Source organism: Lelliottia sp. EB106-05-01-XG201, assembly GCF_058791735.1.
Map to the genome: position 1 here is coordinate 44,826 of NZ_JBYTDV010000001.1, position 19,805 is coordinate 64,630.

Here is a 19,805-nt window from a genome sequence, read left to right on the forward strand (position 1 = left end):
TTATTGAAATTTAATCAGCGGCGAGTACATGCCGCTGTCAGCCCCACGCGTTTCCCGATATCATGAGCGGCTTACATTAAGGAGAGCGCATGGTCTGGATAATTCTGGCCACCCTGGTTGTGGTGTTTGTTGTCGGGTTTCGCATTCTGACGTCCGATTCGCGCCGCGCGATCAAGCGACTGAGCGAACGCTTAGGGATTACGCCGGTGCCGCTGGAGTCGATGATTGACCAGTTTGGCAAAACCGCAGGCAATGAGTTTATCCGCTATCTGGAGCGACCGGACGAGGCTCATCTGCAAAACGCCGCGCAGGTGCTGCTGATCTGGCAGGTCTGCATCGTCGATGGCAGCGAAGAGAACCTGCACGCCTGGCACCGGATTTTGCGCAAAGCGCGCCTGGCAGCACCTATCACCGACGCGCAGATCCGCCTGACGCTGGGCTTTATGCGTGAGATGGAGCCGGACCCGCAGGAGTTCAACGCCTTCCAGCTGCGCTATAACCAGCTGTTCCTGCCGGAAGGTGGCGTGTTCTTCCTGCACTAATTCACCACATTGCGATTTTCTGCCGGTAAGCGCAGCGCCACCGGGCACAAAAACCCACAAAAGTTGTCAAAACGTTAAATCCGTCACAGTTATGATGATAAACTGCGCGACTTTCCCGCACGTTTTTATCCTCAGGTGACGCCATGACAGAACAGATCCACTCCACGCCCACGACTCGCACCAGTGAGGTGCTGCGACCAAACTGGTCGGCGGTTTTCGCCGTGGCGTTTTGCGTCGCCTGCCTGATTACCGTGGAATTTTTGCCGGTGAGCCTGCTGACGCCGATGGCCCAGGACCTCGGGATTTCCGAAGGCGTGGCGGGCCAGTCCGTCACCGTCACGGCGTTTGTTGCCATGTTCTCCAGCCTGTTTATCACCCAGGTCATCGGGACCATCGACCGCCGCAAGGTGGTGATCCTGTTCGCGGTGCTGCTTACCCTCTCCTGCGTGCTGGTCTCCTTTGCCGATAACTTTACTCTGTTGCTGCTGGGCCGTGCCTGTCTGGGGTTGGGGCTGGGCGGGTTCTGGGCGATGTCGGCCTCGCTCACCATGCGCCTGGTGCCTGCGCGCAAAGTGCCAAAAGCGCTCTCAGTGATTTTCGGTGCGGTGTCGATTGCGCTGGTGATCGCCGCCCCGCTGGGCAGTTTTTTGGGCGGGATTATCGGCTGGCGTAACGTCTTCAACGGCGCAGCGATCATGGGCATTCTGTGCATTTTCTGGGTGTGGAAAGCGCTGCCGTCCCTGCCGGGCGAAGCGGCGCATCACAAACAGAATATGTTCAGCCTGCTGAAACGCCCCGGTGTGATGGCGGGGATGACCGCCATCTTTATGGCGTTTGCGGGTCAGTTTGCCTTCTTCACCTACATCCGCCCGGTATTTATGACCATGGCCGGGTTTGACGTCGATGGCCTGACGCTGGTGCTGCTGAGCTTCGGTATTGCGAGTTTTGTCGGCACGTCGCTCTCGGCACAGTTCCTTAAACGCTCGCTCAAGATTGCTCTGGCGGGTGCCCCGCTGGTGCTGGCGGTCAGCGCCGTAGTGCTGATTTTGTGGGGCAGCGATAAGTGGGTGGCGTCGACGATTGCGATTATCTGGGGCTTTGCGTTTGCGTTGGTCCCGGTAGGTTGGTCAACGTGGATCACCCGCTCTCTGGCCGATCAGGCGGAAAAAGCGGGTTCCATTCAGGTGGCGGTGATTCAGCTGGCGAACACCTGCGGGGCGGCGATCGGCGGCTACGCGCTGGACAATCTGGGGCTGCTGTCGCCGCTGGTCTTATCCGGCACGCTGATGCTGCTGACCGCGCTGCTGGTGGCAGGGAAAGTAAAGGCTCAGTGAGCCTGAACGCGTCTGCGTGAATCCATCGAAATCAGCACCACCGATGACACAATCAGCAGCGTCCCCAGCCAGTCCGGCAGGGTAAAGGCCACGCCCAGCAGCAGCACAGACAGCAGGGCGCTGCTCAGCGGTTCGGCGCAGCTCAGGATGCTCGCCTTCGGCCCACCAATCATCTGCGCGCCCTTCAGATACAAACTGAAGGTCAGCGCCGTGCCGATCACCACCAGATAGAAGAAGGCCAGCAGCAGGCTGCCGTCAATCACGAAGGTGGTGCCGCGCCCGGCGTAGAACGGCGTCAGCATCAGTCCTGCAATCAACATACTCCAGCCGACAATCGGCAGCGTGCCGTAGCGGGCGATCAGCGTCGACGGATAGGTGGTGTAAAACGCGGCGGCGAAGGCCGAGGCGATACCGAAGAATAAAGCCTCCGGAGAGATGGACAGCGACGTCGGATCGCCGTGGGTCACCAGTAAAAACGTGCCGATAAGCGACGTCAAAATCGCCGCGAGGACAAAAATCCCAGGCCGTTTTTTTCGCGCCAGCGCGAACCAGGCCACGATAATGGTCGGGGAGAGAAACTGCAGGACCGTCGCGGTGGCGGCGTTGGATTTTTCAATCGTCAGCAGGAAGGTGAGCTGCACCGTGAGTGCGCCAACCAGTGAGAAAATCAGCAGGCTGATGGCGTCTTTGCGATGCCTGATGACCGAGAAAATCTTGTCGCCGTGGACGAAAGAGAGCGTCAGTAAAATCACGCCGGTAAACAGCAGACGAATCATGGTCAGATAAGGTGAGGAAATCTGACTCTTCTCCATGATGTACTGCGCGCAAACCCCTGAACTGCCCCATAACACGGCGGCGATCAGGACATTCAGCATCCCTCTTTTTGTGGAACCCATGTTCTCCCCTGCATGCTCGTTTTTTTTCTAGCATATCATGGGAGTATTGCCCGGCGGCGCTGCGCTTGCACGGACCTACGAAAATAGTAGGCCGGGTAAGCGCAGCGCCACCCGGCAAATGACAGCTCGGTTTTAGAACCACGCCTCCCACATCGCCCCAACGTTAAAGTCGTCGAACGTCTGGTCGTCTGTGCCGTTCACGCGCGCAGTGCGTTCGTTATCCACCTTGCCGCCGGTCACGTAGAAGCGCAGCATCGGACGGAATTCCGGGCCCATGGCGATAGACATGTTCTGCGACAGGGTCAGCTTCCAGCCTTTGTTATCGCCGCCGTTGTCGTAATCAACATGCTGCCAGCCCGCTTCCAGCCAGGTCGAGTGAACGTCGTTCCACCAGTGCATCGGGCGCACAATCGCGTTGTAGTTTTTGCGGTTGTCGGTGCCGTCGCGACTGTTGTCATAGTCGTGGAAGGCGAGGATGTACTCCACCTGCGTCTGCTGGGTGAATTTATGCAGCCCTTCGAAGCTGGCGTAAACCGTGGTCAGGTCTTCGGTTTTGTTGAACACGCTGTTGTCTGAGTTATCCGAGTAGCGGGCGATCACTTTGTTGACGCCGCTGTCGTTGGTGTGGCTCAGGACCACGCCGCCTTGCCAGGCTTTCAGGCGATCGTCGCTCTCGATGGCTTTCGAATCGAAGCCGTAGTTGGCGTAGATTTCCAGATCCAGCGGGCCGACTTTCATGCCGTGGATTTTGGAGGTGGCCGCGTAGTTGCCCTTATCGCCGGTGCCAGAGCCGCCGGTACAGGAGATACGCGACGGGTTAGAGCCGTCGTTTTCCACTTCAGGGTTACAGGACTCCACCGCCGCGACGGTCGCCACATCAAACTCCACGCCGCCGATGTCGAAGTTCTTCACCCCGGCACCCTGGCCGTCGTGGTTCATCCAGAAGTAGTCGTTGATGCCCTGCTGCGGACGCTGGTGGAAGTCACGCCCGGCCCAGAAATAGGCGTTCGGGTTGGAGGCCACAATGTTGGTCACCCCGGCGTAGGCCTTTTTCAGGTTAACTTCGTCGCCCCAGTGGTCGATCATCACGTTGATGTCCCAGATCGCGCCGTTGTCGCCCTTGAAGGCTTTGGAGAGCTGGAATTCGCCGCCGTTGCCTTCGTTACCCAGACGACCAATCGCCGAGCCGCCGTTATAGGAGCCATCGACCGCGACATATTTCTGATCGCCCGCCTGGAAGTGCGCGCCGTAGCGGGCATAGCCGGTAAATTTCACGCCAAACGGAATCGCCAGGTCCGGGGACTGCGCGGCGCTTTGCGGTTCGGTCACCACGTCCACTTTTTTCGCCACCGCGGCGTCCATTTTTGCCTGACGATCGGCCAGGGCTTTATCCACCGCTTTAGCCACAATGGCGTCAATTTGCTCCTGCGTAAAATCTTGTGCGAGGACAGAAATTGGGCAAAGCGCGGCGATAACCGCCATTGTTAATGGAAGTTTTTTAATAATATTCATTGTCATCTCTATTAATTTAAATTTTATTCAGACAATAACCAGCCCGTTCCGATTTGACAGAATATGTCGCTATCATCAGAAGAAGTTGATTTATATTTTAGTAATACAGAGGATTTAATTTAACGTAACGGTATCTCCCTTTATTATCTCTGGTAGAGATGAATAATCTCTTCGGACAATTCACGGGCTAACAGTGAATTCATTAAATGATCCTGGGCGTGCACCATAATTAAGGTCATCGGCTGGCGGGCTTCGCCCGCGTCCTGTTCGATGAGTTTGGTCTGCATATGGTGCGCCTGGCGCGCGTAGCCATCGGCTTCGCGCAGCAGGCTTTTGGCTTCGTCGAGGTTGCCCTGCCGGGCCGCGTGCAGGGCTTCAAAGCACAGGCTACGCGACTGACCGGCGTTGACGATAATTTCCATTACGGCATCTTCTAATGCGATCATCATTCATTACTCTTTATCAAAGCTGTTATTTAACGAGGTGGCGGCGAACCACTCCCCGCTTTTCTTAATGGTGCGTTGCTGCGTGGTTAAATCCAGCTGGATAAATCCGTAGCGGTTTTTATACGCATTACACCATGACCAGTTATCAATAAATGTCCACATATGGTAGCCAAGGCAATTTGCGCCTTCGCTAATGCCTTTGTGGACCCATTTGAGGTGCTCGGAAATAAAGTCGATACGGTATTGATCGTTTATTTGTCCGTTTTCAATAAAACGCTGCTCGTTTTCGACGCCCATGCCGTTTTCAGAAATAAAACAGCGCGGGTTGCCGTAATTTTCGCGCAGATTAACCAGAATATCGTAAATACCCGGCTCGTAAATTTCCCACCCGCGGTACGGGTTCATTTTGCGCCCTGGCATCTCGTAATTATCGAAGAACCACTCCGGCATAAACGGCGCCTGAGGATTCACCGCGCTGTCGCGACACTTCACGCGGCGCGGCTGATAGTAGTTGATGCCGAGCAGGTCGATAGTCCCTTCGGCAATCAGCGCGCTGTCTTCGGGCTGACAGGCAGGCAGCTGATCGTAGGCTTTCAGGAGTGCCACCAGATCCGCCGGATACTCCCCGCGCAGAACCGGGTCGAGGAAGCTGCGGTTGAACATCAGATCCGCATAATGCGCGGCTTTCCGATCCTGTGGACTTTGCGAGCGCGGATAGGACGGCGTCAGATTCAGCACGATGCCGATCTCCCCCGCGTGATGCCCGGCGCGGAAGGCGCGAACCGCCTGGGCATGGGCCAGCACCGTGTGATACGCCACGGTCGCCGCACGGCGGAAATCCACCACGTTCGGATAGTGGAAGTCGTACAGATACCCGCCTTCCACCGGGACAATCGGCTCGTTAAAGGTAAACCAGTGCAGGACGCGATCGCCGAACAGCTCAAAGCAGATCTGCGCATAGCGGGCGTAGGCCGCCACTACGTCACGGTTTTCCCAGCCGCCCATCTCCTGCATCGCCATCGGCATATCGAAGTGGAACAGGGTGATAAACGGCGTGATGCCCTGCTCGAGGAGTTCGTCGAAGACCTGATTGTAGAACTCCACCGCCTGCGGATTCACTTCACCGATACCGTCAGGGATCAGGCGCGCCCAGCTAATCGAGGTGCGAAAGCTGTTGTGGTTCAGTTGCTTAAGCAGCTGAATGTCCGCTTTCCAGTTCTGGTAAAAGGTCGAGGTGTCCTGCGGCCCCACACCCTGATGGAAACGGTTTGGCTGATGGGCGAACCAGTGATCCCAGGTGGTCACTCCTTTGCCGCCGCCCAGGCTTTCCCCTTCGGTTTGCAGCGCCGAGCTGGCACTACCCCACCAAAAGTGTTCGGGAAATGAATACTTCATCATGCGTCCTCTTTGACTTTAATTAACGTGCTGTTTCAGCGTTACCGACGGTCGCCTGGGCTTTTTGCTCTTCGGTTTTCATCAAAGAGCGCTCGTAGGCGCGCAGGAACGGGAGATACATCAGGGCAGACATCACCATACAAATCACGCACATCACCACCGGGCTGAACGCCCAGTTGGCCGCCCACGACGCGCCAATCGGGGCCGGTGTGGTCCACGGCGTCAGGGAAACCACCTGCGCCAGCCAGCCGAGTTTGGTCGCGGCGTACGCCAGGCAGGCGTTCACCAGCGGCACGAACACAAACGGGATAAACAGCATCGGGTTCATGATGATCGGCGCGCCGAACAGAATCGGTTCGTTGATGTTAAAGAAGCTCGGCACCACGCCCATTTTGCCGATGGTGCGCAGATGCGCCACGCGGCTACGCAGCAGCAGGAAGGCCAGGGGTAAGGTTGAGCCAACGCCGCCGATCAGCAGGTAGTGATCCCAGAAACCCTGCAGATAGACGTGCGGAAGCGCTGCGCCCGCCGCGAGAGCCGCCTGGTTTGCCGACAGGTTCGCCATCCAGAACGGGTTCATAATGCCGGTGACAATCAGCGAGCCGTGGATGCCCGCGAACCAGAAGATCTGGCACAGCAGCACGGAGAGCAGAATCGCAGGCAGGGAATCCGAGGCCGAGACCAGCGGTTCCAGCAGATGCATAATCGCCTGCGGAATGATCATTCCGGTTTGCGCTTCGATAAACAGGTTCAGCGGATGCAGCGTACCGATCACCACCATCACCGGAATCAGGATCTCAAAGGAGCGCGCCACGCCGGTTGGGACCTCTTTCGGCAGGCGAATGGTGACTTTGTTCTCTTTCAGCCACGCGTAAACGCGGGTGGAGTAGATGGCGGTGATCAGCGCGGTGAAAATCCCCTGGCCGGAGAGATACTGGGTGGAGATTTTGCCATCGGCGTAAGGTGCCGCCACCAGCAGAAACGCCATAAACGCCAGCAGGCCGGACATCACCGGATCAAGATTGAACTGGCGGCCCAGGCTCGCGCCGATACCCACCGAGATAAAGAAGGTCATCACGCCCATGCTGAGGTTAAACGGCAGCATCAGCTGTTCGCGGTAGGTCTGGGAGAAATCGAGCCAGCCGCGGGCAAAACTGTTGGTGGTATCCGCCGAGAACGGCGGGAAGATGAACACCAGCATAAACGAGCCGATGATCATAAACGGCAGCGCCGCGGTAAACCCGTCACGGATCGCAATCACGTACTTTTGCTGTCCGAGCTTCGCCGCCAGCGGGGTAATGGACTGCTCAATAACGGCAACCATTGATTGATATAACGAACTCATGAGAACACCTTCTTAGTGTGCCGCGTCGATGAGCGACAGAGCATAGTCCAGTACCTTATCACCACGCTGCATTCCGTAATCCATCATGTCGATGGCCTGAACCGGAATGCCCTGCGTGGCAGCCTTGTCTGCCAGTGTCTTTAACATGTATTTCACCTGCGGTCCGAGAAGCACGACCTGGTACTGCGGAAACTGCGTATCAAATTCGGAAACACCGTACGCATCAATCGTCACCGGCACACCGCGTTCTTCTGCCACTTCAACCATTTTCCTCACCAGCAGGCTGGTGGACATCCCGGCAGAGCAGCACAGCATAATCTTGAACATCGACAACCATCCTCAAAGTGTAAAAAGTTATTGCGGAGGTGATTGGATATCATATGGAAACCGGTTTCCATTTATAAAAGACAGAAGTGTGACACCCATCAAGATCCAGTAGTTACGCGGCTTATTATCACGATGTGGGTCACGAAATTTGGCGATTTGGACATCAAATGGAGCGGAAATGGAAAATCGGTTTCCATGGAAAAGGGAAAACGGATATACTGCGGATTGGCTATAATGTGAGCCGAAGCGGTAATGGGAATTACAGGGCTGCGTGGGTCCTGTCAGGGGAATATGATGTCTACAATCAACGATGTATCACGTCTGGCCGGGGTGTCCAAAGCCACTGTATCACGGGTGTTGAGCGGGTCGCGCGGCGTGAAGGAAGCCAGCCGTGAGGCCGTACTGAAGGCGGTGGATGAGCTGAACTACCGGCCCAACGTTATTGCGCAGTCGCTGCTGAGCCAGTCCACCGGCTGTATCGGCGTCATTTGCGCGCAGGATAATATCAACCAGACCACCGGGTATTTGTACGCGCTGGAAAAACAGCTCAGCCAGCATCAAAAGCATCTGCTGCTGCGTTTCGCCAACACCAAAAGCGAAGTGCTTAACGCGCTCGATGAACTCTCCTGCGGCCTGTGCGACGACATCCTGATTATCGGGGCGCGCTTCCCGCTGCATATCGATCAGGAGAACGTCATCCTGGTGGACTGCATGGAGTCCGACAACGCCAACAGCATCCAGTTTGACCACGCCTTTGCCGCCGAAACCGCCTGTAACTATCTCACCAGTCAGGGCCGTCGGCAGATTGCCTTGATCCAGCCGCAGGGCAGCGGATTCGCCGATCAGGTGCTGCTCGGCTACAAACACGCGCTGGAGAAAAACTTCCTGCCGTTTAACCGCAATCTGGTGTTTATGGACGCCACCTCGTCCTCCGTGGCATTGCAGGAGCTGCTGAATAACGCGACCACGTTGAATTTCAATGCGTTGCTGGTGGCGGATGAGCAGGAAGCGCAGCGCGTGATCCCGCAGCTGCAGGCGTTCAACAAATCGGTGCCGGAAGACATCATGGTCTTTAGTCTCGCCGGTTCGCTGCATCTTCCGGGGATCCCGACCATTCCGGCCATCGAATATTCCATGGATGCGATGGCGGCGCGGATTGTGGCGTGGCTGAATGAAAAAACGCAGATGCTCGGGTCTTACGTCCTGCGCGGGGATTTGATTATCCCGGATATGCGCAAACGCTAATCAAACAAGCGTGAAGCCCGCTTCACGCTTAGTAATCCTCCATGCAGTCCACTTTGCCGACCGCTTCCCAGTAGTTGTCCAGGTTGTCGCGCTCCATCGCCAGCACGGCGTTCTTCACCAGCAGTTTGTTGGCTTCCGATGACATGATCATCGCCTGCCACTCCTTGTCCGTCTGTTTGCCCTGAGGCGAGCACACTTTCTTGATATCTTTCATCACGGCCTGCCTGATTTTCTCCGTTTTAACCGGATCTTCCGTCTCCTTTGCGTGGACGAAGGCGGCGAAAAGCAAACAGATAATCAGACAAAACAGGTGAGCAGCTTTCATAGAAACCCCCGGAAAAAAACGCGCATGGTCTTCTGAAATATATCGTTACATTCATCAAAGCGATTCAAGCCGAAAGTATGATTCTGGACAGACGCAGGTATGAGACGTTTTAAGCGTAGCTGGAGTTTTTGCCGGGCATCAGCGCCCGGCAAAAAGATTTATGGCATGCCGCCGCCGAGGGATTGCCACAGCGTGACGCGGTTGGTGAAGTCGGTCTGTTGCAGGGCGATCAGCGATTCCTGCGCCGACCACAGCGACCGCTGCGCGGTCAGCACCGTCAGATAATCTCCCGCGCCGGCCTGATAGCTGCGCGTCGCTACCTCCAGCGTTTTCTGCTCGGCGGCGACATACTCCCGCTGGGCATCGAGCTGTTCGCTCAGGGTTTCCCGCCGCGCCAGCGCATCGGCCACGTCCTTGAACGCGCTCTGAATGGTTTTCTCGTAGGTGGCGATCAGCCCCTTTTTCTCCGCTTCGGCGTAGCGCAGCTGCGCCAGATTGTTGCCCCCGCTGAACAGCGGCAGGGTGATCGACGGCGCAAACGACCACACTTTCAGCCCATGGCTGAACAGGGACGACAGGGAGTCGCTTCCGACTCCGGCGCTGGCGGTCAGGGAAATGCTCGGGAAGAAATTGGCGCGCGCCGCGCCGATACTGGCATTCGCGCTCAGCAGATTGTGCTCGGCTTCCTGGATATCCGGACGACGCAGCAGCGCGCTGGAACTCACCCCCGCCGGGATCAGGGTGATGGCGTTATCGTTCAGGCTCTCCAGCGTGCCGGGCAGGAGGTTGTCCGGCACCGTACCGCCCGCCAGCAGATTCAGGGCGTTTTTGTCCTGCATGACTAACGTCTGATAGCTCGCCACGCTGGCGCGGGCCTGCTGATACACTGCCATCGCGGCGCTGACATCCGTCGCCGCGGCCACGCCCACTTCCTGCTGACGCTTGACGATTTTCAGCGAGTTCGCGGCGCTCTCCATGGTCGATTTCGCCAGCGCCAGATTGCTGTTATCCGCCGCCAGCGTCAGCCATGCGCTGGTCAGCTCGCCGATCATCGTCAGGCGCGTATTCTGGGCGGTGAATTCGCTGGCAAGCCAGGTTTCCCGCGCGGCGCGGGACAGGCTCTGGTTGCGGCCAAACAGATCCAGCTCAAAGCTCGACACCGCGCCGTTGGCCTCGTCGCTGGTGGTCACCCCGCTCGCCAGCGTGCGGCTGCGGGTGTGGCTCAGTTCAGCATCCACCGTCGGGAACAGGGACGAGCGCGTTTCGCCATACAGGGCGCGGGCGGCGTCGATGTCCGCAATTGCTTTTTGCACGTCGCGGTTGCTGGTGAGCGCCATCGTCACCACCCCTTTCAGCCGGGCGTCGTTCATCACATTCTGCCACTGGCTCACGACCGCGCTGGCCTCGCCGTGGCTGCCCGGCAGCGTCGCCGGGACGGGTGAATCGGGGCGCTGGTAGCTGGGGTCCAGCGACACACAGCCTGCGCTCATCAGGGCTAACACCAAAACAGATACACGAAACATGATTACCTCCGGTTTGCGTGCTGACCGGAGAACAGACGCTTCACCAGTACAAAGAATAAGGGGACAAAGAAAATCGCCAGCAGCGTGGCCGCCAGGGTGCCGCCGATGATGCCGGTGCCGATCGCCACGCGGCTGTTGGCGCCTGCCCCGGTGGCGACCGCCAGCGGCGTCACACCGGCGATAAAGGCCAGCGAGGTCATGATGATCGGGCGCAGACGGGTCTGGGCGGCGCGCAGGGCAGCCCGCGTCAGGGAGTAGCCTTCAGCCACTTTGGCCTCGGCAAATTCAACGATCAGAATGGCGTTTTTCGACGACAGGCCGATGGTGGTCAGGAGTGCCACCTGGAAATAGACGTCGTTGTTCAGACCGCGCATCGTCGCGGCCAGCGCCGCGCCGAGCACCCCGAGCGGGATCACCATGATCACCGAAATTGGCACCGACCAGCTCTCGTACAGCGCTGCCAGACACAGGAACACCACCAGAATCGACAGGGCGTACAGGCTCATCGCCTGGCCGCTGGCCAGTTTTTCCTGCAGGGACAGGCCGCTCCACGCCCAGGTGGTGCCAGCCGGAAGTTTGTTCGCCAGCTGTTCCATGGTGGTCATCGCGCTGCCCGAGCTGGAGCCGCTGGCGTTCTCGCCCTGAATCTCATACGCCGCCGAACCGTTGTAGCGCACCAGGCTCTCCGGGCCGTATTCCCAGCGGGTGGTGGCGAAGGCGGAGAACGGCGTCATGCTGTCGTCGCTCCCGCGCACAAACCATTTGTTGAGATCCGACGGCGCGGCGCGGTAATCGCTATCGCCCTGGATGTAGACCTTTTTGACGCGGCCGCGATCGATAAAGTCGTTCACGTAGGTCCCGCCCCAGGCGCTGGAGAGGGTGCTGGTGACGTCGCTCAGGGCGAGGCCCAGAGAGACAGCTTTGTTGTTGTCGATATCGACCTGCAGCTGCGGCATCTGCGGTAGATCGTTGGCGCGTACCGCCTGCAGGGAAGCATCTTTATTCGCTTCGCCAATCAGCTGGTTACGCATCGCCAGCAGGGTATCGCGGTCCGTACTGCCGGTCGCCATCAGCTCGAAGGTAAAGCCGTTGCTCTGGCCGAGACCGTCGACGGACGGCGGGGTCATGGCGAACACGGTGGCATCACGAATGCCGCCCAGCTCCTGGCTGGCGCGCAGGGCGATCGCCTGAGCGGTATTTTCGCTCCCCTTACGCTCGGACCAGTTTTTCAGCGACACAAACGCCATTCCGGCGTTCTGGCCGCTGCCGCTGAAGCTGAATCCTTCGACGGTGAAGATGACGTTGGTGTTGTCTTTCTCTTTGCTGAGGAACCAGTCGGTGACCTGACGGCTCACCTCGGCGGTGCGCACGGCGGTGGCACCCGCGGGCAGGGTGTACTGCACCATGATTTCGCCCTGATCTTCCGTCGGCAGGAAGCTGCCCGGTAGTTTCCACATGGTCAGGGCCATCGCGCCGCACAGGACCGCGAAAATCGCCATCATGCTGCCGGAGCGGCGTAACACCTGCAGGACTTTGTGCTGATAGCCCTTTTCCGTTTTGCTGTAAAAGCGGTTAAAGGCACCGAAAAAGCCTTTCTTGTGCGGCGGCGTGTGGGTAAGAACCGTCCCGCACAGGGCCGGAGTGAGGGTCAGGGCGACGACCACCGAGAGGATCATCGCCGAGATGATGGTCACGGAGAACTGGCGGTAAATCACCCCCGTCGAGCCGCCGAAAAACGCCATCGGCAGGAACACCGCCGAGAGCACCAGAGCAATCGCCACCAGCGCGCCGGAGATTTCACCCATCGATTTCTCGGTCGCTTCGCGGGCGGGCAAGCCCTCGTCGCGCATGATGCGCTCAACGTTTTCCACCACCACGATGGCGTCATCGACCAGCAGGCCGATGGCCAGTACCATCGCGAACAGCGTCAGGGTGTTGATGGAATAGCCGAACAGGGCCAGCACGCCAAAGGTGCCGAGCAGCACCACCGGCACCGCCAGGGCGGGGATCAGCGTGGCGCGGACATTTTGCAGGAACAAATACATCACCACCACCACCAGGATGATGGCTTCGAACAAGGTCTGAATCACATCCTCGACGGAGATTTTGATGAATTCGGTGCTGTCTTTCGGGTAGGCGACGTCATAGCCTTCCGGCATCGCGCGTTTGAACTCGGCGATTTTCTCTTTCACCGCGGTGGCGGTGCTCAGGGCGTTAGCCCCAGGCGAAAGCATCACCGCCACACCTGCCGCCGGATGGCCGTTCAGCTTGGCTGTCGCCGTGTAATCTTCGCTGCCCATCTCGACGCGGGCGACGTCGCCGATGCGCACCACCGAGCCGTTGGACTGGCTTTTGATGATGATGTTTTTGAACTGGTCGACAGTTTGCAGGCGCGACTGGGCGCGGACGGTGGCCGTCAGCTGCTGTGCATTTGAGGATGGCAGCGCACCGATTTTCCCGGCAGAGACCTGCACGTTCTGCGCTTCAATCGCGCTCTGCACGTCGGAAGGCATCAGCGCGTACGAAGCCAGCTTCGCCGGATCGAGCCAGATGCGCATCGCGTACTCCGCGCCGAACACCTGCAAACTGCCCACGCCTTCCACGCGCGCCAGCGGGTCCTGGACGTTACTCACCAGCCAGTCGGCAATATCCGAGCTGCTGGCTTTGTCGGTTTTGTCGTACACGCCCATGATCAGCAGGAAGTTGCTCTGGGATTTCACCACCGTGATGCCCGACTGCTGCACTTCACTCGGCAGGCGCGATTCGGCCTGCTGCACTTTGTTCTGCACCTGTACCTGAGCGGTATCCGGGTCGGTGCCCTGTTCAAAGGTGACGTTGATGCTCACGGAGCCGTCGGAGCTGCTGGTGGAGGTGAAATAGAGCAGGTTATCCAGGCCGGTCAGCTGCTGTTCGATCACCTGAGTGACGCTGTTTTCCAGCGTCTGGGCGGAAGCGCCCGTATAGGTGGCGGAGATTTTGACCGACGGCGGTGCCACGTCCGGGTACTGCGCCACCGGCAGGGTGCGGATCGCCAGCATCCCGGCGAGCATAATCAGAATGGCGATCACCCACGCAAACACCGGGCGACGCACGAAGAAACGGGAAAACATCAGGCGTCTCCTCCGTCGGTTTTGACCGCTTCGGCTTTCACTTCCTGGCCGGTGGTCACTTTTCCGGAGCCCTCGACGATCAGCTTATCGCCCGCGTTCAGCCCGCTCAGCACCAGCCATTTGTCGCCGTAGGTGTCGCCGGTTTGCAGCGTACGTTGCTCGACTTTGTTGCTGGCGTTCACCACCAGCGCGGTGGCGTTACCTTTGGCGTCGCGGGTAATGCCCTGCTGCGGCGCCAGAATCGCGTCGTCCATGATGCCCTCATCCACTTTGGCGCGAACGAACATGCCGGGCAGAAGTTGTTGTTTCGGATTGGGGAACACCGCGCGCAGGGTGACGGAGCCGGTAGATTCATCCACGGCGACTTCCGTCAGCGCCAGTCGGCCCTTTTCGCTGTAGGTGCTCCCGTCTTCGAGGATTAGCGACACGCTCAGGGTATCGCTGTTGGTGGACAGGGTTTGCTTGCGTAATCGCAGCAGATCGGCGCTGGAACGGGTGAGATCGACATACATGGTGTCCAGACCGCGTATGGTCGCCAGCGCCGTATCCTGCTGAGCGGTGACCAGCGCACCCGGCGTGACGGACGATATCCCGATGCGGCCGCTAATCGGCGCAGTGACGGTGGTCCAGTTCAGGCTGATACGCGCGCTCTCCAGGGCGGCTTTTTTGGATTCGACGCTGGCTTTGTCCTGCGCACAGGTGGCCTGCGCATCTTCCGCATCCTGACGCGACACGCCGTCGTCCTTCACAAGTTGGGCATAGCGCCGGGCCTTCTGGCAGTCGGCCTGCACCAGCGACTGAGCCTGTTTCAGCGCGGCGGCGGCTTCGTCGTAACTGGCCTTAAAGCTGGACGGTTCGATCTGATACAGCGCCTGTCCGGCTTTGACCGTATCGCCTTCATTGAACAGCCGTTTTTGAATGATGCCGCCGACCTGCGGACGCACTTCCGCACTCAGCGCAGCGCTGGTGCGCCCGGTTAACTCACTGACCACCGGAACGGGTTGGCTCATGAGCGTGACGATCCCCACTTCCGGGAGTGGGCCTTCTGGCGCGGATATTTGTGCATTATCGCAACCGGTCAGGAGAAATAATGCCGCGATGGAGGTTGTTCTGATTTTCATACTTTTTCCAGGGTGAACGATGCCTGTCCCGCTAATCGCTTAACGAGATGAAATTTATTTAAGGCAAAGGCATGCCGCATCTCCGCGACTCGCGGAAATGAAAAAACGGGAAAGCGTTATTTCCCGATGTTTAATTCAGATTTAATTAATTCACTATGAGAAGCATATTGAGTATTTCCCGATAAATTTTCTCTAATTCAGATGCTGACACTTTTTGTGGGGTCAACCGACGGTAGATGGAGCCTTCCATCATCACGGCGGTAATTTCTACGCAGCAGCGGATGCGCTCTTCGCTCAGGTGCGGGCACTGTTTTTTCAGGTGCTCGCAGGCGTTGGCGAACATGCGTGCGTCGGCTTCGACCAGCATCGCCGCCACCAGCGGATTGCGGGTCGCTTCGGCGGACATCTCCAGCATCAGGGCATCGTCGTCTTCGCTCAGGGTCTGGCGCCAGGCGAGGATCTGCGGCATGCGGTCGGTCTGGGTTTTGTCTTCCATCTCCGCGATGCGGTAGTCGATGATGCGGCGGATCATCTCTTCGATGATGGCATCTTTGTTGCTGAAATAACGGTAGATCTGCCCGACGCTGAGCTTCGCCTCGCTGGCGATCTGCGACATGCTGGCCCCGTGAAATCCGCTGGCGCGAAAGCAGCGCCGCGCCGCAGTGATGATCTCGTCCTGCCGCTGTTTCTGCCGTTCTTCTAGCTTTGTGCTCATCGTTTTCCCGCCGCGCTGAGAGTGAGAATGATCGTTCTCATTTTTGGTTATTATACGTTTCAGGAAGGTATTGGAAAGCGCTTTTTTTATTTACATATTGAAAGGATATTTCCACAACGAAATAAAGGAGAGAATAAGGAGTTTTTATGAAGATAAAGCTGTGAGAGAGTCAAATTGCGCTGAAAATAAGGAGAGCACGGCTCTTTTCCAATAGGGAAGGCGCTGTGTTTAGCGGGCCTACTATAAGTTGCGAGGCGCTTTCCGAATTTGCATCGCGATGCTTGTCACTCTGCCCCCCGATGGCTCATTCTTTGGCCTGGTCAATAAACCCGCAGAGGTGGCAATGGAACGCACAGTAAAAATCTTCAAAAAGGGCCGTCGTCAGGCCGTCAGACTGCCGGCTGATTTTGAATTTGATACGGATAGTGTCTATATCCGCAGAGATGAACATGGGAATGTCGTATTGTCGGCGAAAACTACCCAGCCAAAAACCTGGGATAACTTTTTACGTCTTCTGCAGAAGACAACAGTACCTGATTCATTTTTGAGTAAAGAAGAGCGGAATCAGGGAATCGCGGACAGAGATCCGTTCGCGGGAGTGTAGAGATGAGACATATGCTGGATACCAATATGGTGAGCTATATGTTCAGGCAACATCCCGGTGTGTTAAACAAAATGTCCTGCATTGCCCCTGACGATACGTGCATTTCAAGCATTACGGAGGCAGAGCTGTTGTATGGCATCGCCAGGAAACAAAGTATTGAATTGAAGGAATCGATATTGTCTTTCCTTGAGACCGTCACCGTATGTGACTGGGATCGTGAAGCCGCGGAAAGCTATGGCACGCTGCGCGCATCAATGGAAAAAGAGGGAAAAGTCATGGGGGCGCTCGATCAACTTCTCGCTGCCCACGCGGTGAGTCGCGGTGCCACTTTTGTCACCAACGATCGCGCCTTCGGCATGGTTCAGGGATTGAACGTAGAAGACTGGACCACGTCTCTGTAACGCCTGACGCCCGGTGGCGCTGCGCTTACCGGGCCTACAAAGTCGTCCGTACACATATAACTTTTCCTTCTGGTTGATTCTTTTTCGGTTTTTAGCGTACCGCTTCGTTGTCGATATAGTCGTTTAAACGTTTATCAAAAGGATCTGTCTCGTGAAACTCTCTTTACCTCGATTTGGTGCATTAGTTCTAACGGGCCTGCTGCTGGCGGGCTGTGACCAGGGTGGCAGCGATGCCAAACACATTAAAGTCGGCGTGATTAACGGCGCCGAGCAGGACGTGGCGGAAGTCGCCAAAAAAGTGGCGAAAGAGAAGTACGGGCTTGATGTTGAACTGGTTGGTTTTAGCGGCTCGCTGCTGCCCAACGATGCGACCAACCATGGTGAACTGGATGCGAACGTGTTCCAGCATCGCCCGTTCCTCGCCGAAGACAACAAAGCGCACGGCTATAAATTAGTGGCCGTCGCCAATACCTTTGTCTTCCCGATGGCCGGTTATTCCCGCAAGGTCAAAGCCGTTTCCGAGCTGAAGGATGGCGCGACCATTGCCATACCTAACGATCCGACTAACCTCGGGCGCGCGCTGTTGCTGCTGCAAAAAGAGAAGCTGATTACGCTGAAACCGGACGTCGGCCTGCTGCCAACGGCGCTCGACATCACCGCCAACCCGAAAAAACTGAACATCATGGAGCTGGAAGGCGCGCAGCTGCCGCGCGTGCTGGATGACCCAAAAGTGGACGTAGCGATCATCAGCACCACCTACCTGCAACAAACCGGGCTGTCGCCGGTGCATGACGGGGTGTTTATCGAAGACAAAAACTCGCCTTACGTGAATATCGTGGTAACGCGCGAAGACAACAAAGACGCTGAAAACGTGAAGGAATTTATTCAGTCGTACCAGTCGCCGGAAGTGGCGAAAGCGGCGGAAAAAATCTTTAACGGCGGGGCGGTGCCGGGCTGGTGATACGTGTGGCGGGGCAACCCGCCTTTCACGTTTGATCCGGTGTCCTTGATGTCGCCTGGGCTGTTTGGTGTAAGCCCGGCATAATGGCGAAAAATATTTCGTGCTGAAAATCATTAACAAAATAATATATTTGTTTGATGAATTAACGATTCTATTATTAATAGCCATTAATTGTACGGCAGTCACATATTCAGTAAAAACTGAGTGCTTATCTAAAATTCTATTTACTCGAAATAACGCTCGCCTTATAGTTCTGAAATAATTTGTAATACATCAATCCAGGAACAAAATGAACAGGGTGTTCAGGTTATTTAACGCCATTTCTCTCGTCAATTATCGCATGGCTGTTCTTATTGCAGGCGTGAGCACCTTTACTCTTCAGGCAGCCCCGCTTTCTCCTGCGGACCGCGACACAATCCAACAGCAGCAACAGCAGCTGTTATTACAGAACCAACAGCAACGTGAAGAATTAGAGCGCTCGATCCCTCTGCCAAAACCCACGGCACCAGCGCCTGTCGCAACAGGAACCGGGCCCTGTTTTCGCATCCAGAATATCACCCTGACGGGGGCGACGCTGATCTCCCCTAAAGCTCAGCAGAAGCTGCTGACACCCTGGGAAAATCAGTGTCTGGATATGGCGAAAATCACTGAATTAACAGCACAAATTTCTGACTGGTATATCAGCCGAGGATATATCACCAGCCGCGCTTTTCTCACCGAACAGGATCTCTCTGGTGGTCAGCTCAATATTGCGGTGCTGGAAGGAAAGCTTGCAGATATTCGCCTTGAAGGCGAAACACCCTTAATGCTCAAAATGGCGTTTCCAGGTCTTAAGGGGCGCGTACTTAATTTACGGGATATCGAACAAGGGATGGAGCAAATTAACCGTTTGCGTACCACGCCCGTGCAAATTGAAATTATTCCGGCGTCAGAGCCGGGATATTCAGTGGTTAATCTTACTGCGCAACCCGAATTTCCGTTAAGTGCGACCATCAGTCTGGATAATAGCGGGCAAAAGAGTACCGGTGAGGATCAGCTCAATGGCGGTCTGACCGGGAATAATCTCCTCGGGCTGGCCGATAAGTGGTTTGTGAGCGGCGGGCGCAGCAGCGATTTTGCCACCGCGTATGACGCGCAAAGTTTCCAGGCGGGCGTCAGCGTGCCATTCGGCTATGGCCTGCTGGACTACAGCTATGCGTGGAGCAACTACCGGACCACACTCGATAACATGGGCTACCAGTGGGTCTCGACGGGCGACACCAAAACGCACCGCCTCAATGGCTCCTGGGTGGTATATCGCAACGGCGACGTCAAAACCGGCCTGACGCTGGGCGCGGTACAGCGCTCGAGCCGTAACTGGCTCAACGATGCGCCGCTGCAAAGCAGCACCCGCAACCTCTCCAGCCTGATTGTCGGTATCACCCATACGCAAAAAATGGCGGGTGGCGTGGCGACCTTCAACCCCACCTACAGCCACGGGATGCCGTGGTTCAACGCCGAGACGGATGAAGACAAATCCGGCGATATGCCGCGCGCAGAATTCCGTAAATGGAGCCTCAACGCCAGTTTTCAGCGTCCGCTAACCAGCAATCTCTGGTGGCTGACCAGCGCCTACGGCCAGTGGTCACCCGATCGGTTATACGGCTCTGAGCGCCTGACCCTGGGCGGCGAAAGCTCGGTGCGCGGCTTCAAAGAGCAGTATTTGTCCGGCGATAACGGCGGGTATCTGCGCAACGAACTCGGCTACACGCTGTTTACCCTCCCGGTAATTGGCCAGGTCAGCGCCACGGCGGCGTTCGACGGCGGCTGGCTGGAAAAAGACCGTGAAGATCGCTACGCGTCCGGCACCCTGTGGGGCGCCTCCATTGGCCTCAGCAGCGCCGGGCGCTGGTACAGCAGCCAGGTTTCCGTGGGGACGCCGGTGCACTATCCCGACTGGCTCGGCCCGGACCACATCAGCGTCAACTGGCGCATTGCTTTCGTGCTTTAAGAGAATTGATGAC

Annotated in this window: 18 protein-coding genes; 7 read left to right on the plus strand and 11 right to left on the minus strand. The window is 57.1% G+C overall.

What is annotated here, in order from left to right:
- The first annotated feature begins 89 nt into the window (after positions 1-89).
- Together AC3WS9_RS00200 and nepI are read left to right on the plus strand one after the other, a co-directional pair.
- Positions 90-542, plus strand: coding sequence for a DUF1198 domain-containing protein (locus AC3WS9_RS00200; RefSeq protein WP_492486068.1), 453 nt, complete (start codon positions 90-92; stop codon positions 540-542).
- Positions 543-685: 143 nt separating this feature from the next.
- The gene (gene nepI / locus AC3WS9_RS00205; RefSeq protein WP_492486070.1) at positions 686-1,876 is read left to right on the plus strand and encodes a purine ribonucleoside efflux pump NepI; all 1,191 of its coding nucleotides are present in this window, start codon (positions 686-688) and stop codon (positions 1,874-1,876) included.
- Here the strand turns inward: nepI and AC3WS9_RS00210 are convergent.
- The 6 genes from AC3WS9_RS00210 to AC3WS9_RS00235 all read right to left on the minus strand — a co-directional run bounded on the left by AC3WS9_RS00210 (position 1,870) and on the right by AC3WS9_RS00235 (position 7,797).
- Complete coding sequence (locus AC3WS9_RS00210) at positions 1,870-2,772, minus strand: EamA family transporter (RefSeq protein ID WP_285155689.1); 903 nt, start codon at positions 2,770-2,772, stop codon at positions 1,870-1,872. The genes nepI and AC3WS9_RS00210 overlap by 7 nt on opposite strands.
- A gap of 132 nt (positions 2,773-2,904) precedes the next feature.
- The gene (locus AC3WS9_RS00215; RefSeq protein ID WP_492486072.1) at positions 2,905-4,284 is read right to left on the minus strand and encodes a carbohydrate porin; all 1,380 of its coding nucleotides are present in this window, start codon (positions 4,282-4,284) and stop codon (positions 2,905-2,907) included.
- Between the two features lie 143 nt (positions 4,285-4,427).
- Positions 4,428-4,730, minus strand: coding sequence for a PTS lactose/cellobiose transporter subunit IIA (locus AC3WS9_RS00220; protein ID WP_142503674.1), 303 nt, complete (start codon positions 4,728-4,730; stop codon positions 4,428-4,430).
- A gap of 6 nt (positions 4,731-4,736) precedes the next feature.
- Positions 4,737-6,125: a glycoside hydrolase family 1 protein gene (locus tag AC3WS9_RS00225; protein WP_492490289.1), complete on the minus strand. Its 1,389-nt coding sequence runs from the start codon at positions 6,123-6,125 to the stop codon at positions 4,737-4,739.
- 22 nt (positions 6,126-6,147) lie between these two features.
- A complete protein-coding gene (locus AC3WS9_RS00230; protein ID WP_282492104.1) occupies positions 6,148-7,470 on the minus strand; it encodes a PTS sugar transporter subunit IIC in 1,323 nt (440 codons plus the stop codon).
- Positions 7,471-7,482: 12 nt separating this feature from the next.
- The gene (locus AC3WS9_RS00235; RefSeq protein ID WP_282492103.1) at positions 7,483-7,797 is read right to left on the minus strand and encodes a PTS sugar transporter subunit IIB; all 315 of its coding nucleotides are present in this window, start codon (positions 7,795-7,797) and stop codon (positions 7,483-7,485) included.
- Positions 7,798-8,091: 294 nt separating this feature from the next.
- Between AC3WS9_RS00235 and AC3WS9_RS00240 the strand changes: the two genes are divergently transcribed.
- Complete coding sequence (locus tag AC3WS9_RS00240) at positions 8,092-9,042, plus strand: LacI family DNA-binding transcriptional regulator (RefSeq protein WP_107702567.1); 951 nt, start codon at positions 8,092-8,094, stop codon at positions 9,040-9,042.
- 28 nt (positions 9,043-9,070) lie between these two features.
- Here the strand turns inward: AC3WS9_RS00240 and AC3WS9_RS00245 are convergent, their stop codons facing one another.
- The 5 genes from AC3WS9_RS00245 to AC3WS9_RS00265 all read right to left on the minus strand — a co-directional run bounded on the left by AC3WS9_RS00245 (position 9,071) and on the right by AC3WS9_RS00265 (position 15,836).
- Positions 9,071-9,367 carry a YicS family protein gene (locus AC3WS9_RS00245; RefSeq protein WP_282492102.1) on the minus strand — a complete coding sequence of 99 codons (297 nt, stop codon included), beginning with the start codon at positions 9,365-9,367 and terminating at the stop codon, positions 9,071-9,073.
- 158 nt (positions 9,368-9,525) lie between these two features.
- A complete protein-coding gene (locus AC3WS9_RS00250) occupies positions 9,526-10,890 on the minus strand; it encodes an efflux transporter outer membrane subunit (RefSeq protein ID WP_492486077.1) in 1,365 nt (454 codons plus the stop codon).
- A gap of 2 nt (positions 10,891-10,892) precedes the next feature.
- Positions 10,893-14,000 carry an efflux RND transporter permease subunit gene (locus AC3WS9_RS00255; protein ID WP_492486079.1) on the minus strand — a complete coding sequence of 1,036 codons (3,108 nt, stop codon included), beginning with the start codon at positions 13,998-14,000 and terminating at the stop codon, positions 10,893-10,895.
- Positions 14,000-15,121, minus strand: a complete 1,122-nt coding sequence (locus tag AC3WS9_RS00260) for an efflux RND transporter periplasmic adaptor subunit (RefSeq protein WP_492486080.1) — start codon at positions 15,119-15,121, stop codon at positions 14,000-14,002. Before AC3WS9_RS00260 ends, AC3WS9_RS00255 begins: the two co-directional genes overlap by 1 nt.
- 145 nt (positions 15,122-15,266) lie before the next feature.
- On the minus strand, positions 15,267-15,836 hold the full coding sequence (locus AC3WS9_RS00265) for a TetR/AcrR family transcriptional regulator (RefSeq protein WP_282492098.1): 570 nt from the start codon (positions 15,834-15,836) through the stop codon (positions 15,267-15,269).
- Positions 15,837-16,179: 343 nt separating this feature from the next.
- On the opposite strand from AC3WS9_RS00265, the gene AC3WS9_RS00270 reads away from it, so the two are divergent.
- The 4 genes from AC3WS9_RS00270 (at position 16,180) to AC3WS9_RS00285 (ending at position 19,792) form a co-directional block, all read left to right on the plus strand.
- Entirely contained in the window at positions 16,180-16,440 is a 261-nt protein-coding gene (locus AC3WS9_RS00270; protein WP_492490290.1) for an antitoxin, read from the plus strand.
- Positions 16,441-16,442: 2 nt separating this feature from the next.
- On the plus strand, positions 16,443-16,841 hold the full coding sequence (locus AC3WS9_RS00275; protein ID WP_492486083.1) for a type II toxin-antitoxin system VapC family toxin: 399 nt from the start codon (positions 16,443-16,445) through the stop codon (positions 16,839-16,841).
- Positions 16,842-16,992: 151 nt separating this feature from the next.
- Positions 16,993-17,802, plus strand: a complete 810-nt coding sequence (gene nlpA, locus AC3WS9_RS00280) for a lipoprotein NlpA (RefSeq protein ID WP_103950242.1) — start codon at positions 16,993-16,995, stop codon at positions 17,800-17,802.
- 340 nt (positions 17,803-18,142) lie between these two features.
- Entirely contained in the window at positions 18,143-19,792 is a 1,650-nt protein-coding gene (locus AC3WS9_RS00285; RefSeq protein WP_285158626.1) for a ShlB/FhaC/HecB family hemolysin secretion/activation protein, read from the plus strand.
- Positions 19,793-19,805: the final 13 nt, after the last annotated feature.

What these genes read in the sequence shown, in the direction of transcription:
- AC3WS9_RS00200 (WP_492486068.1), top strand. Translation starts at nt 90, where the DNA reads ATGGTCTGGATAATTCTGGCCACCCTGGTTGTGGTGTTTGTTGTCGGG.
- nepI (WP_492486070.1), top strand. Translation starts at nt 686, where the DNA reads ATGACAGAACAGATCCACTCCACGCCCACGACTCGCACCAGTGAGGTG.
- AC3WS9_RS00210 (WP_285155689.1), bottom strand. Translation starts at nt 2,772, where the DNA reads ATGGGTTCCACAAAAAGAGGGATGCTGAATGTCCTGATCGCCGCCGTG.
- AC3WS9_RS00215 (WP_492486072.1), bottom strand. Translation starts at nt 4,284, where the DNA reads ATGAATATTATTAAAAAACTTCCATTAACAATGGCGGTTATCGCCGCG.
- AC3WS9_RS00220 (WP_142503674.1), bottom strand. Translation starts at nt 4,730, where the DNA reads ATGATCGCATTAGAAGATGCCGTAATGGAAATTATCGTCAACGCCGGT.
- AC3WS9_RS00225 (WP_492490289.1), bottom strand. Translation starts at nt 6,125, where the DNA reads ATGAAGTATTCATTTCCCGAACACTTTTGGTGGGGTAGTGCCAGCTCG.
- AC3WS9_RS00230 (WP_282492104.1), bottom strand. Translation starts at nt 7,470, where the DNA reads ATGAGTTCGTTATATCAATCAATGGTTGCCGTTATTGAGCAGTCCATT.
- AC3WS9_RS00235 (WP_282492103.1), bottom strand. Translation starts at nt 7,797, where the DNA reads ATGTTCAAGATTATGCTGTGCTGCTCTGCCGGGATGTCCACCAGCCTG.
- AC3WS9_RS00240 (WP_107702567.1), top strand. Translation starts at nt 8,092, where the DNA reads ATGTCTACAATCAACGATGTATCACGTCTGGCCGGGGTGTCCAAAGCC.
- AC3WS9_RS00245 (WP_282492102.1), bottom strand. Translation starts at nt 9,367, where the DNA reads ATGAAAGCTGCTCACCTGTTTTGTCTGATTATCTGTTTGCTTTTCGCC.
- AC3WS9_RS00250 (WP_492486077.1), bottom strand. Translation starts at nt 10,890, where the DNA reads ATGTTTCGTGTATCTGTTTTGGTGTTAGCCCTGATGAGCGCAGGCTGT.
- AC3WS9_RS00255 (WP_492486079.1), bottom strand. Translation starts at nt 14,000, where the DNA reads ATGTTTTCCCGTTTCTTCGTGCGTCGCCCGGTGTTTGCGTGGGTGATC.
- AC3WS9_RS00260 (WP_492486080.1), bottom strand. Translation starts at nt 15,121, where the DNA reads ATGAAAATCAGAACAACCTCCATCGCGGCATTATTTCTCCTGACCGGT.
- AC3WS9_RS00265 (WP_282492098.1), bottom strand. Translation starts at nt 15,836, where the DNA reads ATGAGCACAAAGCTAGAAGAACGGCAGAAACAGCGGCAGGACGAGATC.
- AC3WS9_RS00270 (WP_492490290.1), top strand. Translation starts at nt 16,180, where the DNA reads ATGGAACGCACAGTAAAAATCTTCAAAAAGGGCCGTCGTCAGGCCGTC.
- AC3WS9_RS00275 (WP_492486083.1), top strand. Translation starts at nt 16,443, where the DNA reads ATGAGACATATGCTGGATACCAATATGGTGAGCTATATGTTCAGGCAA.
- AC3WS9_RS00285 (WP_285158626.1), top strand. Translation starts at nt 18,143, where the DNA reads ATGGCTGTTCTTATTGCAGGCGTGAGCACCTTTACTCTTCAGGCAGCC.